The 16,073-nt window shown below is 63.8% G+C and carries 16 protein-coding genes; 9 read left to right on the top strand and 7 right to left on the bottom strand.

The features are described 5' to 3' along the window. Positions 1–34 precede the first annotated feature (34 nt). On the bottom strand, positions 35–1,741 hold the full coding sequence (locus ACEN9T_RS20575) for a long-chain fatty acid--CoA ligase (RefSeq protein ID WP_413706906.1): 1,707 nt from the start codon (positions 1,739–1,741) through the stop codon (positions 35–37). Positions 1,742–1,951: 210 nt separating this feature from the next. Between ACEN9T_RS20575 and trxA the strand changes: the two genes are divergently transcribed. The 4 genes from trxA (at position 1,952) to ACEN9T_RS20595 (ending at position 4,390) form a co-directional block, all read left to right on the top strand. Then, on the top strand, positions 1,952–2,797 hold the full coding sequence (trxA, locus tag ACEN9T_RS20580) for a thioredoxin (protein ID WP_413706907.1): 846 nt from the start codon (positions 1,952–1,954) through the stop codon (positions 2,795–2,797). A 9-nt stretch (positions 2,798–2,806) separates the two neighbouring features. Then, positions 2,807–3,472, top strand: coding sequence for a DsbA family protein (locus ACEN9T_RS20585; protein WP_092971729.1), 666 nt, complete (start codon positions 2,807–2,809; stop codon positions 3,470–3,472). Between the two features lie 80 nt (positions 3,473–3,552). After that, complete coding sequence (locus tag ACEN9T_RS20590) at positions 3,553–3,969, top strand: bacteriohemerythrin (protein ID WP_092971730.1); 417 nt, start codon at positions 3,553–3,555, stop codon at positions 3,967–3,969. Between the two features lie 97 nt (positions 3,970–4,066). After that, a complete protein-coding gene (locus ACEN9T_RS20595; RefSeq protein WP_092971731.1) occupies positions 4,067–4,390 on the top strand; it encodes a thioredoxin family protein in 324 nt (107 codons plus the stop codon). A gap of 12 nt (positions 4,391–4,402) precedes the next feature. Here the strand turns inward: ACEN9T_RS20595 and tcdA are convergent, their stop codons facing one another. Continuing rightward, the gene (gene tcdA, locus ACEN9T_RS20600; RefSeq protein WP_413706908.1) at positions 4,403–5,305 is read right to left on the bottom strand and encodes a tRNA cyclic N6-threonylcarbamoyladenosine(37) synthase TcdA; all 903 of its coding nucleotides are present in this window, start codon (positions 5,303–5,305) and stop codon (positions 4,403–4,405) included. Between the two features lie 80 nt (positions 5,306–5,385). Between tcdA and ACEN9T_RS20605 the strand changes: the two genes are divergently transcribed. Continuing rightward, positions 5,386–7,671: an AsmA family protein gene (locus ACEN9T_RS20605; protein ID WP_413706909.1), complete on the top strand. Its 2,286-nt coding sequence runs from the start codon at positions 5,386–5,388 to the stop codon at positions 7,669–7,671. Positions 7,672–7,693: 22 nt separating this feature from the next. On the opposite strand, the gene ACEN9T_RS20610 is transcribed toward ACEN9T_RS20605, so the two are convergent. From ACEN9T_RS20610 to ACEN9T_RS20620, 3 genes are read right to left on the bottom strand one after another with little or no spacing between them, the layout of a single operon-like run. Continuing rightward, the gene (locus ACEN9T_RS20610) at positions 7,694–8,977 is read right to left on the bottom strand and encodes a c-type cytochrome (RefSeq protein WP_413706910.1); all 1,284 of its coding nucleotides are present in this window, start codon (positions 8,975–8,977) and stop codon (positions 7,694–7,696) included. A gap of 1 nt (position 8,978) precedes the next feature. Next, positions 8,979–10,601: a GMC family oxidoreductase gene (locus ACEN9T_RS20615; RefSeq protein ID WP_413706911.1), complete on the bottom strand. Its 1,623-nt coding sequence runs from the start codon at positions 10,599–10,601 to the stop codon at positions 8,979–8,981. Next, positions 10,601–11,086: a sugar dehydrogenase complex small subunit gene (locus ACEN9T_RS20620; protein ID WP_092971736.1), complete on the bottom strand. Its 486-nt coding sequence runs from the start codon at positions 11,084–11,086 to the stop codon at positions 10,601–10,603. The genes ACEN9T_RS20615 and ACEN9T_RS20620 overlap by 1 nt, the downstream gene beginning before the upstream one ends. 204 nt (positions 11,087–11,290) lie before the next feature. Between ACEN9T_RS20620 and pdxH the strand changes: the two genes are divergently transcribed. The 3 genes from pdxH to ACEN9T_RS20635 all read left to right on the top strand — a co-directional run bounded on the left by pdxH (position 11,291) and on the right by ACEN9T_RS20635 (position 14,436). After that, positions 11,291–11,929 carry a pyridoxamine 5'-phosphate oxidase gene (pdxH, locus tag ACEN9T_RS20625; protein ID WP_316663310.1) on the top strand — a complete coding sequence of 213 codons (639 nt, stop codon included), beginning with the start codon at positions 11,291–11,293 and terminating at the stop codon, positions 11,927–11,929. A 196-nt stretch (positions 11,930–12,125) separates the two neighbouring features. Next, on the top strand, positions 12,126–13,346 hold the full coding sequence (locus tag ACEN9T_RS20630) for an SAM-dependent methyltransferase (protein WP_092971738.1): 1,221 nt from the start codon (positions 12,126–12,128) through the stop codon (positions 13,344–13,346). 4 nt (positions 13,347–13,350) lie between these two features. Then, complete coding sequence (locus ACEN9T_RS20635; RefSeq protein WP_413706912.1) at positions 13,351–14,436, top strand: DUF72 domain-containing protein; 1,086 nt, start codon at positions 13,351–13,353, stop codon at positions 14,434–14,436. Between the two features lie 15 nt (positions 14,437–14,451). Here ACEN9T_RS20635 and msrA read toward each other — a convergent pair whose 3' ends face one another. Next, positions 14,452–15,012 carry a peptide-methionine (S)-S-oxide reductase MsrA gene (msrA, locus tag ACEN9T_RS20640; RefSeq protein ID WP_092971740.1) on the bottom strand — a complete coding sequence of 187 codons (561 nt, stop codon included), beginning with the start codon at positions 15,010–15,012 and terminating at the stop codon, positions 14,452–14,454. A gap of 181 nt (positions 15,013–15,193) precedes the next feature. On the opposite strand from msrA, the gene ACEN9T_RS20645 reads away from it, so the two are divergent. Continuing rightward, positions 15,194–15,772, top strand: a complete 579-nt coding sequence (locus tag ACEN9T_RS20645) for a flavin reductase family protein (protein WP_092971741.1) — start codon at positions 15,194–15,196, stop codon at positions 15,770–15,772. 12 nt (positions 15,773–15,784) lie between these two features. Here the strand turns inward: ACEN9T_RS20645 and ACEN9T_RS20650 are convergent, their stop codons facing one another. Beyond that, positions 15,785–15,991, bottom strand: coding sequence for a DUF3079 domain-containing protein (locus ACEN9T_RS20650; RefSeq protein ID WP_092971742.1), 207 nt, complete (start codon positions 15,989–15,991; stop codon positions 15,785–15,787). Positions 15,992–16,073: the final 82 nt, after the last annotated feature.

Raw genomic sequence — 16,073 nt, forward strand, 5'->3', positions numbered from 1 at the left:
GCCCCTTTCTCTTGATGCATCTCGGATGCTCTCTTTAGGCTGCCGCCGGTTTCTCGGCCGCTTCATTCCTTGCGTTTTCCTGCTCCTGCAGCGTGCGCCACATCACCTTGCCCGTGCCGGACTTGGGCAGCGCATCCACAAACTCCACCACGCGCGGGTACTTGTAGGCGGCCATGTTGTCGCGCGCCCAGTTGATGATGTCGTCTTCGGTGGTCTTGCCCTTGGCGTGGGCCTTGAGCACCACCACCGCCTTGACCGACTCGCCGCGATACGCATCACGCGTGCCGATGATGCAGGCCTCCTGCACGTCGGGGTGCTTGTACAGCAGGCTTTCCACCTCGGCCGGCCAGACCTTGAAGCCTGACGCATTGATCATGCGTTTCAGGCGATCGGTGAGGAAGAAATAGCCATCTTCGTCCATCCTGCCGAGGTCGCCCGTGCGGAAGAAGCGCTTGCCTTCGAACTCGATGAAGACTTCGGCACTGGCCTGCGGCTTGCCCCAGTAACCCAGGAAGACTTGCGGGCCGCTGACGATAATTTCACCCACCTCGCCAATCGGCAGCTCCTGCAGCGTCTGCGGATCGACGATGCGGGCGTCGGTGTTGAATACGGGAATGCCCAGGCACTGCTGCTTGGCCCGATCCGCCGGGTTGCTGTGCGTAGGCGCGATCGTTTCCGACAGGCCGTAGCCTTCCTGGTACGCGAGGTTGAAATCCTTCAGCAGCCGCTCGGCCACAGCCTGCGGCATCGCCGCGCCGCCGCCGCCGATGTAGGCCAGGCTCGACAGGTCGAATTCCGCCAGCTGCGGGCTCGCCAAGAAGTCGATCACCATGGTCGGGATGTTCGTCCAATGCGTGATCTTGTAGCGCGAGATCAGCCGCCCCGCCACTTCGCGATCCCAGCGCGGCAGCATCACGACCGTGGAGCCCATATAGATCGGCGCATTCATGCCGTACTGCATGCCGGTCACATGGAACAACGGGATGATCGACAGGCTCACGCCTTCCTTCGTCCCGTTCGACCACATCGAACCGCCGACGATGTTGTGCATGACCGTGCGATGCGGGTGCATGCAGCCCTTCGGAAAGCCCGTGGTGCCAGATGTGTACGGCATCACGGCCAGGTCGTCCGGTCCGGCGGTATGCGGGCCGGGCACGAGGCGCTGTGCGAGCGCATCGTTCCATGCAACGGCACCGGGCTGCGCCGGATGCTGCGCAGTAATCCACGCGGGGGGTGCATCTTCGGGATATTCGTACTGGGCGGGCAGCGCATCGGCGTACGACGTGACCAGCAGGTGTTGGGTGCGTTGCGCCTCCGGCAGCTCGGCGTTGGCCGTGGTCACGTTGACGGCCAGATCTGCACTGCAGATGACCGTGGCTGCGCCCGCATCGGTGATGTAGTGCTTGAATTCTTCCGGCCGGTTCATCGGATTGACCGGCACGACCACCGCATCGGCGCGCAGGATGCCGTAATACGCGGCCATGAACTGCGGACAGTTCTGCATGTACAGCAACACGCGGTCGCCTTTCTGCACCCCCGCCACCTGCTGCAACCAGCCGGCCACGGCCACCGCATCGTCGTGCAACTCACGGAAGGTGGTGTGGCGACCGTAGAAGATGATCGCGTCCTTGTCTGGATAGCGTCGGGCAGACACTTCCAGGTTGTACCAAAGGCTCGTTTGCGGCGAGCTGATGTTGTGCGGCAAACGTCGGGGCCAGAACTGGAAGTGCGGTCGTGTCATGCCATGTCTCCGTGAATCTGTGTGTTGTTTTTACCGGATGGTATCCGAACGATCGTTCTATTTTCAACCATTGCTCTGACATACGTTATTGCGGCGGACAGGCGACCGGGGGACGCGCTCGAAACGGCCCGCCCCACCCCCAAGTAAAATGCACGATACCTCTCGCCGGTGCGTGTACCGGCGCCCTTGCCCCTCAGGAGACCCCCGACGATGAGTGACATCACCTCGCAGAATTTCGCGCAGGAAGTGATCGAAACCTCTCGCCAAATCCCAGTGCTGGTGGATTTTTGGGCGCCATGGTGCGGTCCGTGCCGCACATTGGGCCCGATGCTGGAAAAGCTGGAAGCCGAGTACGCCGGCAAGTGGAAACTGGCCAAGGTCAACTCAGACGAAAACCCGGAGCTTTCCGCCCAGTTCCACGTACGCAACATCCCGTATGTGGTGGCGTTCGTGGATGGGAAGCCGGTTGACCAGTTCGTCGGCGTCTTGCCCGAAGCACAATTGCGCGCATTCCTGGACCGCGTGATTCCGCAACCCGCAGAAGTCGCCTATCGCGAAGGGCTGGCCGCGAGCCAGGCCGGCGAAACCGCCCACGCGCGCGAAGCGTTTCAGAACGCGCTGGCATTCGACCCGGGCTTCGATGCTGCCCGCTTTGAACTGGTGAACCTCTTGCTGGATAGCGGCGACGCGCATGCCGCACAGGGCGAATTCGCATTGCTCTCCCCAAAGGCGCCGCAGGACACACGCTATGCCCCGCTACAGACGCGGCTGAAGGCGACCGAACGCGCCGATACGCTGCCCGATGCCGGCGCCCTGCGCACGGTCGTGGAAGCGGAGCCCGGCAATCTGCAGGCGCGGCTCGATCTGGCGCAACAGTACATCGCCGGCCAGGATTACGAAGCGGCTCTGGAGCAATTGCTCGCCATCGTTGAGCGGGATCGCACATTCCGTGACGACGTCGCCCGCAAGACGATGGTTTCGGTATTCGACATGATGCGCGACGCGCCGCAAGCGGTATCGCACTGGCGCCGGCAACTGGCGTCCAAACTGAATTGAGGAGTCGTCATGCGACTGATCTACGTAGCCGATCCGATGTGTTCCTGGTGCTACGGCTTCGGCCCGCAGTTGGCTGACCTGCGCAAGCGGCTGGCCGACACGCTCGGCGCGACCGTGCCCGTGACGCTCATCACCGGCGGCCTGCGTCCCGGCCAACGCGAACCGATGGCCGCAGACAAGCGCGACGAAATCCTGCACCACTGGCATGCCGTAGCCGAACGCAGCGGCATGCCATTCGACCAGTCGCCCGAGGTGGCCATGCGCCGCGACGGCTTCGTCTACGACACCGAACCCGCCTGCCGCGCCGTCGTCATGGCGCGCGAGCACTGGGCCGAAGACGACGAACGCGTGCTTACCGTCTTCCATGCCATCCAGCACGCCTTCTACGCCGAAGGCCGCGACACCACGCAAGCCGACGTGCTGCGCGACGTTGCGTTGGCCAAAGGCGTTGAAGCGGAACACTTCGATGCTGTGTTCGACACGGACGCGTTGCGCGACGAAACGCGCGAAGACTTCCGCCTGTCGCGCCGCTGGGGCATCAACGGCTTCCCCAGCCTGCTGGCCGAACAGGGCGGCACGCTGTATCAGATTGGGCGTGGCTATGCGCCGTCGGTGGCGCTATACACGCGGGCGGTAGAAGTGCTGCAGCAGCATCCCGCGGCGGACGCCAGCTAACACGTTTGCCCGACGTCAAACTGTGGCGAGGTGGCCGTCGCTTAAGCTGACCGCCTTGCCCATCCAATTCCTCACCTGCCATGCCCGTGATCGAATGGTCCGAGGCGCTCCAACTCGGAGACGCCGCCACCGACGCCAACCACGCCGAATTCTGCGCGCTGCTCAACGCGATTGCCGATGCTTCGGACGCTGAATTCATCCCCGCGCTCGACACCTTCATCGACCACACTGAGCACCATTTTGGTGAGGAAAACGCGTGGATGGACGCCGCGGACTTCCCCCCGCGCCACTGCCACCGCGGTGAGCACGACAACGTGCTGGCGCTGTGCCGCGAGGTGCGCAAGCGCGCCGCCTCCGGCGAGATGGATCTGGGCCGGCGGCTGGTGGCGGAATTGCCAGAGTGGTTTGCCCAGCATGTGGACGTGATGGACCGCATGATGACGACGTACCTGGCGCAAATGGGCAGCGCGGTGCGCAACATCGAGCACGTCGGCTGAATCCGGGTTGTCGACCGGCGGTCTGCTGCCTAGAGTCAAAGTGGCCCTGCCCGCTGGCCTTCGTTGCGCGGGCCTCCACTCCACCCTGGGAGCGCCCATGAAGATCGTCAACGATGCCTCGTTTCAATCCGATGTGATCGACGCCTCGCAACGCAACCCGGTGGTGGTGTGTTTTGCCGCAGAGTGGAGCCATCCGAGCCAATCCGCCGTGGCAAGCCTCGAACAGATGGAATCGAGCTACGCCGGGCGCGCCACATTCGTCACCATGGATTTCGACGAGAACCAGCACACCGCTGATCGATACGGCGTGTCGGTCATGCCTGGTTTTGTGGTCTTTTCCGGTAGCCAACCGCGCGACGGGTGGTCGGGCGTGTACGCCGACACCATCCGCGAGAAGCTGGATCAGGTGATCCCGCGATAAAGCAGCACGCCGTCAAACACCGGCGATCGCACGCAGCGCCGTTGACGCGGCCACCATCCCGAACACCGCCGTCACGCATACGGACGAACCAAAGCCCGCGCATGCAAGGCCTTGCGGCCCCTGCGCAGGCTGCGGAGCGGGCGGCGCATTAACCACTGCAATATCCCCAGCCGCTGCAAGGTCGTCGATGCCGGCGTGGCTGGACTCGACCGGCAACTCGACGGCGCACGCCTGCTGCTCGGCCTCGGGGTAGCGCAACGGCTCATCCGAGAAGACTGCATCAATACCGAAGCGTGACTTCGGGTTTTTGGGAAAGCCATGCTGGCGGCGGAGGTTGCCGCGCACCTTGGCGAGCAGCGGGTCTTGAATCGTGCGCGAGAGGTCTGTCACGCGAATGCGTGTCGGGTCCAGTTGCCCGCCTGCGGCGCCGCACGTCACCACGCGTTTGCCCGTGCGTTTGCAGAACGCGATGATGGCCGTCTTCACCTTCACCGCATCGATCGCGTCGATCACGTAATCGAACGGGTGACCAAGCAATGCCTCGACGTTTTCGACGGTCACGAAATCGTCGATGCGGCTGATTTCTGCGCGCGGATTGATCTGGAGGATGCGCTCGGCCATGGCGTCGACCTTGGCCATGCCGTACGCGTCGCCCAGCGCGTGAATCTGGCGGTTGGTGTTGGACACGGCGATGTGATCGAGGTCGATCAGCGTGAACTTGCCAACACCGCAGCGCGCCACCGCCTCGGCCACCCAAGACCCCACACCGCCGATGCCGATCACGCACACGTGCGCCGCCGCAAAACGCTCAAGCGCTTGCGGACCGTACAAACGGGCAACACCGCCAAACCGGCGTGCGTATTCGTCATCGAGGATGGGCGGGTGCGCAGGCGCGCTGATTGCTACTTGGCTCATGACACAATTGAATCGTGGTTGCGCCGAACTATATATCAACGTGCGCGGTCGCATTTTGTGCCAATACCAACAAAAAGACGATGCGTACATCCGGCAAACTCGCCCTCGGACTGGTCATCACACCCGTCGTCATCGTGGCAGCGGCGGTCATCTTTGTGCTGACGTTCGACTGGAACCGCGCCAGGCCCTATCTGAATGATCGCGTCTCGCAAGCCATCGGGCGCCCCTTCGCCATCAATGGCGACCTGATGCTCACGTGGAAGAAGCCCGAAGGCGAATCCGGCTGGCGTGCGTATGTACCCTGGCCGCGATTGATTGCCAACGACATCACCGTCGGGAACCCGGATTGGGCCAAGCAGCCGAACGTGGCCACCATCCATCAACTCACGTTTGTGCTGGAGGCGCTGCCGCTGCTGGCACACCGCATCGTCGTCCCGAGCGTGACACTGGACACGCCGGCCATCGCGCTGGAACGCGACAAGCAGAACCGCAACAACTGGACGTTCGATCTGACGGGCGGCGAAGGCGACAACAAGAAGCCGTCGGACTGGAAACTGGACCTCCGCGAGATCGCGTTCAGCAAGGGCTCGCTGGCCCTGGACGACGACATCAAGCGCATTCACCTGACTGCGACCATCGACACCGTCGACAACCAGACCCTGTATACCGCCGCCAACGGCACGGCCATCAAGAGCGAGGACCAGCCCGCCAAGGTGCCGACTGCGTCCGGCGCGGCAGCACCCGATACCACGGCACAGACGCCGGCCGCGCCGGATCCGCAGCAGCCTTATGGCATTGCGTGGACGGTCAAGGGCACCTACAACAACGCCGCCATCGCGGGCAGCGGCAAGGCGGGTGGTGTGCTCCGCCTGCAGGATGCGCAACGGCCCTACCCGCTGCAGGCCGATGTGACGGTCGGCAAGACACGCATTGACCTGGCCGGCACGCTCACCAACCCCGCCAGCCTGACGGCGATCGACTTACGCCTGCACCTATCGGGCGCGAGCATGGCGCAGTTGTATCCGCTGACCGGCGTGGTGCTGCCGGATACGCCGCCCTTCGACACACGCGGCCGGCTGATCGGTGAGTTGCGCAAGCAAGGATCGACGTGGCGCTATGAGAAATTCACGGGCCGCGTGGGCGGTTCCGATTTGGGCGGCACGCTGGCGTTTGCGATGCGCCAGCCCCGTCCGCAATTGACGGGCGAACTCGTTTCGCATCAATTGCTGTTCGCTGACCTCGCGCCGATCATTGGCGCCGACTCCAACGCCAGTAAGGCCAAGCGCGCCGACCCAAGCGCCGATCCGGGCGACAGCAAAACCGTGCGGCAGCCCCCCGACAAGGTGCTGCCGGTCGAGCCCTTCCGCACCGATCGCTGGAACGCCATCGATGCCGACGTGAAGTTCACCGGCGAGCGCATCGTCCACACAGCAGACCTCCCGATCAATCACCTCGTTACGCACGTCAAGCTGCAGGATGCGGTGCTTACGCTCGACCCGCTCAACTTCGGCATTGCGGGCGGCACGCTCGCCTCCAACATCCAGCTCGACGGACACGTCACGCCGATGCAGGCCCGCGCAGCGCTGGCAGCACGGCACTTCAAGATCAAGCAATTGTTCCCGAAGATCGAATCGGTGCGCGCCAGCGTGGGCGAGATCAACGGTGACGCGCGGCTCTCAGCCACGGGCAACTCGGTGGCGGCGCTGCTCGGCTCATCCAACGGCGAGGTGAAGATCCTGGTGGAGCAAGGCACCATCAGCAAGTTCATCCTGGAAGCCATGGGGCTGAACGTGGGCAACGTGATCCTGACCAAGCTCTTTGGCGACAAGCAGGTCACCATCAACTGCGCGGCGGGCGACTTCGCCGTGAGCAATGGCCTGGCGCAGGCGCGTACGTTTGTTGTGGATACGCAGGATGCCGTCATCGACGTGACCGGCGCGACGAGCTTCAAGCAGGAGGCGCTGGACTTCACCATCCACCCGGATTCAAAGGGGCTCCGCGTGTTTTCGCTGCGCACGCCGTTGTACGTGAAAGGCACGTACAAGCATCCGGATGTGTCGGTCAACCCGGCCGTCGTTGCGCTGCGGGCGGGCGGCGCCGTGGCATTGGCGTTGACGGCGCCGGTGGCGGCAGTATTGCCGGTGCTCGAACTCAAGCCTGCACCCGAAAGCGCCTGCGGCAAGCTGCTCGCCGATGTGCGCCAACGCCCGAGCGCGCCGCCGCCGGGCAAGACGTATCACAGCAAGAACCCGGGCCGCACGCCGGAAGGCGATTTGAAGTCGACGCAGCCCGCCCCGGGCAAGACCGTTGCGCCCCAGCGTCCCGCAGCACCCACTTCGCGTGACCCGCATACGACCGGCGGCTAATCCGCCGCCGGCACCATCGCCGCTACTTCGCTGACCGCCGCTTTGCGATGGCTTCCGCCGTCACTGCCGGCGTGGCCGGATCGCCAAACTGGCGCGTGACGTAGTTTGTGAGCGCGGCGAGTTGTTCGTTGGACAATTGAAGTCCGAAGGCCGGCATGCCGATGTGCTTGTCGCCCGCCTTGCGTTCAATGCCGAACAACATCACCTGCACGAGGTTGGTTGTGTCCCGCGTGCCGACCGTAGAGTTGTGCAGCAGCGGCGGGTAGTAGCCGTCGGGCGTGCCGCGTCCATCAGCCTGGTGACACGTGGCGCAATTGCCAAGGTACAGGCGCGCGGCGTCAATCGTGGTTTCGATGGGCTTGCCGCGCAGGGCGGTCACATCGGTGGCGGGCTTGCCCCAATCTTGTCGTGCGCGTTCAAGGTTATTGCTCACGGCTGGCACGGTGCGCAGGTATTCGGCGATGGACTGGACGTCTTGCATCGTCATCCGCGAAAAGCTGTGCTGCACCGCTTCGCCCATCGGCCCCGCGGCTTGCGCCACGCCGGGCACGCTGCCGGTTCGCAGGTATTGCACGAGCTGCTCGGGCTTCCACGCGCCGATGCCGCTCGTTGGGTCCGACGTGATGTTGAATGCCGTCCAGCCCGCGAGGGTTGAGCCTGCGAGATAGCCGCTGCCGCGCTCGTCCAGTGCCTTCTCCTGCATGGCGAAGCCGCGCGGCGTATGGCACGTGCCGCAGTGTGCGAGGCCTTGCGTGAGGTACGCACCGCGATTCCACGTCGGGGACTTGTCATCCTTCGGGGTGTACGGCTCGCTCTTGAGGAAAACGAGGTTCCACAGCTTGAGCGGCCAGCGCATGTTCAGCGGCCAGCGGATCGTGCTCGGTGGCGGATCGTTCTGCACGGCCGTCACGCCGTTGTGGAAATACGCATAGAGATCGCGCATGTCCGCATCGCTGATCTTTGCGTACGACGGATACGGCATGGCCGGATACAGGTTGTTGCCGTCGTCGTCCACGCCCTTGCGCACGGCGCGCTCGAATTCTTCGTAGCTCCATTTGCCGATGCCGGTCTTCTCATCGGGCGTGATGTTGCTGCTGTAAATGGTGCCCAGCATCGGAATCTGCATCGGCAAGCCGCCGGCAAAAGGCTTGCCGCCGGGCGCCGTATGGCAGGCCGCACAGTCCGCCGCAATGGCGAGGTATTCGCCGCGTTTGATCTGTGCGGTGTCGGCCGGCGTGTCCTTCGCCCACGCATTGGCCACCAGGCCGGTCAGCAACAGCAGCGAGAAAGAAGCGATCGTTTTCATCTCACGCCTCCTTCTTCAGTTGATCGGCAATCCGCAGCGCCAGCGCCGCAATGGTCAGCGTCACGTTGACGGTGCCCACCGTCGGCATGGTCGAACTGCTGCTGATGAACAGGTTCGGGTGGTCAAACGTCCGGCAATCCTTGTCGACCACGGAGTCTTTCGGGTCGGCACCCATGATCGTGGCGCCGGTGATGTGATTGTTGGGCGCGAAGTCGTCGTGGAATTCGACATTGGTGCCGCCCATCACCTGAGCTGCCGTCGCGTAGACCTCTCGCGTATGGACCGCGCTGCGTTTGACGTAGTCGTCGATGTGATACGTGATCTCGGGGCGCGGAATGCCGATGGCATCCACTTCCGTCGCACTCGGCACGATGCGGTTCTCGGGCAGCGGCAGGATCTCGTGAAAGCTGTCGAACTGCACGTAGCGCGCAGCCTGGTCGCGGATGCGCGCATCCAGTTCGGCGGGCTTGATGAGCTTGCCTTCCTTGAAGATGCGCTGTGTCTCCTGCTCGATGCGCGAGATGTTCGACAGGTGCAGCTTCTTGCCAGCCTGCGTGGCGCGGAAAGGCCCGTCGCGAAAGCCGATCAGCGACGTCATTTCCTGCGGCCCGCGCCCCGGCCATAGCTTGCGGTCGGCATAGAAGCTCACGCCGGTGCCCGGGTGGTCCATCAGGTTGCGCCCCACCATGTCGGAGCTGTTGCCCACGCCCTTCGGAAAATCCTGGCTGGTCGACATCAACATCAGCTTGGGCGTTTCGATGCCGTTGGCGGCCAGCACGAACCACTTGCCTTCCACGCGGTGCTCAGCACCTTTCGAGTCTTTGTAGCGTGCGGCCACGATGCGCTTGTTGGCGCCGACTTCGAGCTTGAAGACCACGGCGTTCTCGATCAGTCGTGCGCCGGCTTGCTCAGCTTTCTCCACATGGACGATACCGTTGTACATCGCACCGATCGGACAGATCGGCATGCAGTTGTTGTTGCCGCAGCAGGTCGGGCGGCCATCATATGGGCGGCTGTTGCGCGCCACGGGTTCGGTCACCACGTGGAAGCTCGCGTCGTGCGCATTGAGCGCTTCCTTGATCGTGCGTTCATTGAACGAGAGCGGAGGCGGGGCCATGGGATACGGCTGGCTGCGCGGCGAGCCAAGGTCTTCGTCGTTCGGGCCCCATACGCCCAGGGCCGCTTCGGCCAGGCCGTAATAGCGCTCCAGATCCTGGTACTGGATCGGCCAGTCGCGCGCGATGCCGTACAGGCTGCGCAGCTTGAAATCATTCGGCAAGAAGCGCCACGTCGACGCGGCCCAGTGCCACGTCGTGCCGCCCACCGCCCGGATGTACTGCGAGTTGAACTGATGCTCGCCCTTGAGCACGAGGTAGTTGTTGGGCGGCCCATATTCCGGGTGCGGCGCCCATGGCGTCGAGGGATACGGCGCCATGAAATCCATCTTGTCGGCCTGGTTGCGGAAGCGCTCCACGATCTCCCAGCGTGGCAGGCGCGGACCCGCTTCGAGCATCAGCACCGACTTGCCTGCACGCGCCAGCTCGTACGCTACCAACGCTCCGGCCACGCCGGAGCCCACCACCACGATATCGGCTTGTTGGCGAGTTTGTTCAGATTGGGCCATCAGGCTTGCCTCTCGACAGGGGGCTCGGCCCAGAAGCCGGGCTGGTTGGGGCAATACGTGCGGATGACTAGCGTGTCGGAGACCACGCTGTACATCAGCGCCTGCTCGTACGTGACGACATTGCCGTCGACCACGCCCAGGTACCACGCTTCCAGAATCTGCAGCGCGGTCTTCTGCTGCGCATCGGAAAGCGAGCTCGCCGCCAATGCCTGCGCCAACGGCCGCAATTGCGCCGCAAAGTCGGCGCTGGATTTGCCCAGCGCCGCCAGCAACCGCGTGCCGACGCCACGATCCAGCGCCGGCCGCGCCGTCAGCGCCTGTGACAACGCCATGAACGCATCCAGCGATTCAGTCGGGGCCTGGGCGATCGCACGCAGCACCTGCGAACCAGCCAGCCCGGCCGCAGCCAATGCCAGCGTGCCCTGCAGCCACTGGCGGCGAGTCAGGCCAGCGGCGGTGTCGGGAGAATGGGAACGGGGGGCCATTTCGACATCCTGTTGAAATTTTTGTGGGGAACATGGCAGGCGGCGCCAGCCTGACGCCCTTGACTAGCCAATATAGGCGGCGCGGGACAGATCGCCAGCCCCCCGCCCGAAGCGCAAACCGTGCCAGCCCTTGCGCGCGAGCAAAGGACCGTTGGCAGCGTTTGTCTATACTCGGCCCGTTCGCATGCTGCTTCCGCCACGCTCATGACCTCCATCGCCGATATCCGCACTGATTACGCCCGCGCTTCGCTCGACATCGCCGACGTCGACGCCAACCCCCTGCGCCAGTTCCGCCGCTGGTTCGACGAGGCCCTGAAGGCCGAGGTGGCTGAAGTCAACGCCATGACACTCGCCACGGTAGACCCGCACGGCCAGCCCGCTGCCCGCATCGTGCTGCTCAAGAACCTGGACGAACGCGGCTTCACCTTCTTCACCAACTACGCCAGCCACAAAGGCGAAGAACTGGCGGCCAACCCGCGCGCTGCGCTGCTGTTCCACTGGATCGGGCTGGAGCGGCAAGTACGCATCCAGGGCATCGTCGAAAAAGTGAGCGACGCCGAGAGCGATGCCTATTACCACTCGCGCCCGCTGGGATCCCGCCTGGGCGCCTGGGCGTCCGAACAGAGCAGCGAAGTGCCTGATCGCGCCACGCTCGAAGCCCGCGAAGCTGAGTACAGCCAGCGCTTTGGCGATGCCCCGCCGCGCCCGCCGCACTGGGGCGGCTACCGTTTGCTACCGGAGCGGCTTGAATTCTGGCAAGGCCGCCCATCGCGCCTGCACGACCGGCTTGAGTACCGCAAACAGGCAGATGGCAGCTGGACGATCGTCCGCCTCGCCCCTTAGCCGGACGGACATACGCTCAATACGTTATTGCGCATCGCGTCATGCCGGCACGGCGCTTGCTGCCAACGGATTGACCCGGCACGCGCCCGTAAGACCCGCACAGCACAATGGGAAAGTTTGTCGTAAGCTAATGTGATCCGTTCGGGCCGCAATCCGATGGCCGTCCCGAACATTTGCACATCAGGGAGGCGTCGACATGTTTTTCCAACAGGCGATTGACCGCAAACTCGAGCAGTGGATCCAGGACATCCGCGAGTCTGCCAACCTTCCTGTACGCCTGCGGTTATGGAACGGTGACCAATACGAACTGGGCCGCTTCGAGCAGCCCCGCGTCACGCTCACCGTGCGCGAAGCGAGCGCTCTGCCGCTGCTGCTGTCCCCCACGCTCAACAACCTAGGCGAGGCGTATGTCCAGGAGAAGATCGACCTGGACGGCAAGCTGGCCGACATCATCAACGTGAGCTACGGCCTGGCTTCTGCGGCTGCGGCCCGCAGCGGCAATGCGCTGGCCCGCGTGGTGCGCCACTTCGCCCACACGAAGGAAGGTGACAAGGAATCGATCCAGTATCACTACGACGTTTCCAACGATTTCTACAAGTTGTGGCTGGACCAGAACATGGTCTACTCCTGCGCCTACTTCGAAAACGGCGATGAAACGCTCGACGAGGCGCAGCTCAAGAAAATCGACCATATCCTCACCAAGATCCGCTTGCAGCCCGGGCAAACGCTGCTCGATATCGGCTGCGGCTGGGGCGCGCTGGTGCTGCGTGCTGCACAGAAGTACGGCGCGCGCTGCCTGGGCGTAACGCTGTCGCAAAACCAGTACGAGCTTGCCACCGAACGCGTGCGGGCGGCGGGCTTGCAAGACCAGATCGAAATCCGCATTCAGGATTACCGCGATCTCACGGGCCAGTTCGATCGCATTACGAGCGTCGGCATGTTCGAGCACGTCGGTCGCAAGAACCTGCCCGGGTATTTCCGCCGCATGCACGATCTGCTGGCTGACGATGGCGTCGCCATGAACCACGGCATCACGTCGTCGGACTCGGCCGGCGGTGAAAGCTCGATGGGCGGCGGCGATTTCATCGATCGCTACGTCTTTCCGCAAGGTGAACTGCCGCACATCTCGCTGGCACTGAGCGCCGCGCAGGATGGCGGCCTGGAAGCGCTTGACGTTGAAAGCCTGCGCCGCCACTATGCGCGCACGCTCGAACACTGGGCCGAGCGTTTCGAGACCAACGGCGAGACCATCCGCGCAATGGTGGGCGAGAAAAAATACCGCATCTGGCGCGTCTATCTGGCCGGCTGCGCGCACGCTTTCGACGCCGACGAAATCTCGATCTTCCAGACCGTGCTGCAGAAGGCCGGCAAGTCGGCGACGTCGATCCCTTGGTCGCGCCGCTATATCTACGCGTAACCATTTGACCGCCAGTTCCCCCATCGACGATCTGTTCGGCGCGCCGCCAGAAACCACCGGCGGCGCGGCCGCCGATCCCGGCACGTCCACTCCGAAAATCAAACGTTCGCCCACCCGCCAGGGCGTGCTGCCAGCCACGGTCGCACCCGAAGTGGCCGAGCTCGCGCAACGCTTGCCGCGGGGGCTACGCATTGGCACGTCATCCTGGTCGTATCCGGGGTGGGACGGGCTGGTATATGCCGGCGAATATTCCGATTCGATGCTCGCGCGCAAGGGCTTGGCGGCTTATGCCCAACATCCGTTGCTGCGCACGGTCAGCATCGATCGCGGTTTCTATTCGCCGATCCCCTTGGCGGACTACGTCGCTTACGCGGCCAGCGTGCCGGAAGATTTCCGCTTTGCGGTCAAGGCCACCTCTGCCGTATGCGACGCGTGGATTCGGGAATCGGATGGACGCGGGCGCATTGCCAATCCCGCCTTCCTGAATGCTGAATTTGCGATACGCGATTTTGTCGAGCCTGCCACTCGGGGGCTGGGAACGCGATGCGGGCCGCTGGTGTTTCAGCTTTCTCCGCTGGGCGCGCTGGCCGAAGATGCGGCCGGTTTTGTGGAACGGCTTGAGACGTTCCTGGCCGCCCTGCCGCCGCTCGATCCGCAACTCAATCCCGATGCCGTCTACGCGGTGGAATTGCGCGACGCCACGCTGCTCACGCCACGCTTGATCAAGATGCTGCGCGCAGCAGGCGTGCGTTATTGCGTCGGTCTGCATGAGCGGATGCCGGCTGTGGACCGGCAAGCCGCCGCCGTTGCTCTGCTGGATGAAGGCGCGGGCGGTCCGTTGGTGGTGCGCTGGAACCTGAACAGCCGCTATCGCTACGCGCAAGCCGAAGCGGCATACAAACCGTTCAACAAGCTCGTCGATGAAGACCCGTTCTCGCGGGAGACGTTGGCCGACATGGCGGTCGCCGCGCTGGCGGCCGGGCGCAAGGTGACGATCCTGGTCAGCAATAAGGCGGAAGGGTCGTCCCCGTTGTCGTGCATCAAGCTGGCCGAGGCCATCGCCGCGCGCCTGCCGGCAGACGCAGCGTAGCCTCGGCGCCCTCTCCTAGCCCTGCAAGCGGTGCGCGAACTGCTTGCGGAACTTCGCCACCTTGGGCGAGATCACGAACGCGCAATAGCCCTGGGCCGGGTGGTCGCGAAAGTAGTTCTGGTGCTCGTCTTCCGCGCGCCAGAAGGTCACCTTGCCGTCAGCGGCATCCACCAGCTCCGTCACGATGGGCGCTTCAAAGATGTCACTGGCGCTGAGTTCGGCAATGGCCGTGCGCGCCGTCGCCAATTGCTCGGGCGTTTGCGCAAAGATGGCTGAACGGTATTGCGGACCGACATCGTTGCCCTGGCGATCTACGGTGGTCGGGTCGTGGATGGCGAAGAAGATGTCGAGAATCTCGCGATACGGAATCACGGCCGGATCGAACTTCACGGCCACCACTTCGGCATGGCCGGTATTGCCGTTGCATACGGCATGGTAACTTGGGCGATCGACATGGCCGCCGGCATAGCCGGAGACCACGCTTTGCACGCCTTGCACCTGCTGGAACACGGCCTCCAGGCACCAGAAGCAGCCTCCGCCCAGAACGGCGGTCTCAAGGGCGCGTTGTTCAGTCATTCGGATTCTCCTGTGGTTGATTGGGCTGCCATTGGTCGGCCGAAAGCACGAATCCTGACACAGGCACCACCGTGTGGCTGCAGAATCACGCAAAGCCCTACCCCGGCGCGGCCTATCGGGCGTCCGTTACAATTGAGCATTACTTTCGGTAGTTTTCATGGATCAACACGGAGCCATTCCCATGGATGCGCGCGCCCCGGAATCTTTCGCGCGCGAAGCGTCAGCACATCGACGCGCACATGGCCGCGCCACCCCGCCCGATTTTGACGCCGCGCACTTCCGGCATGCACTGTCCCAGTTTGCCACCGGCGTGACGGTAGTCACCACGCGCTCGGAAGGTCGACCAGGTACGCCGGCGTTTGTCGGCGTAACGGCCAGCTCGTTCAATTCGGTGTCGCTCGACCCGCCACTGGTGCTGTGGAGCCTTGGCACGCAGGCGAATTCATTTCCGCTGTTTCATGCCGGCTCGCACTACGTCATCAATATCCTGGCGGCCGAGCAGTTGGACCTGTGCAAGCGCTTCGCCACGCTCAAAGGCGACCGCTTTGCCAACATCGATTACCGCCTGAGCCCGACCGGCCTGCCGATCCTCGCGCAATCGCTGGCGTGGTTCGAGTGCCATAACCGCAGCCGATACGACGAGGGCGATCACGTCATCTTCGTGGGCGAAGTTGAGCGCTGCGGCGTGATCGACGCGGATGGCGCACCGCTGGTGTTCCATCGCGGCGCGTTTTCGTCTCTCACACGCATCGGCGACTGACACGCCGCCACATCACGTGGAAGTGGCTGCCTTGGGCGGCGCTTCCGCGTCGATGCCCCAATCCCCGAATTCATACCAGTCGTCGCCGAGCAGTTCAGCAGGATGCTGCGTGCGGCCCGAGCCGTTGCCGCAGCCCAGGGCGTCGGTGGAGCAATACTTGTCGCAGCCCCAGCAGATGCGCTCGGGGTGCACAGGATGCAGCGGAAACTTCTTGGCCATGGCCCGCTCCGGTCGACAACACGGGGGCCACTATCTGCGCATGCTTGCAGTAGGGGATTGATTCTCGTCAGAAAGTCCAGCA

The organism is Ralstonia sp. Ralssp110 (assembly GCF_047325135.1).
Classification (GTDB): Bacteria; Pseudomonadota; Gammaproteobacteria; order Burkholderiales; family Burkholderiaceae; genus Ralstonia; species Ralstonia mojiangensis.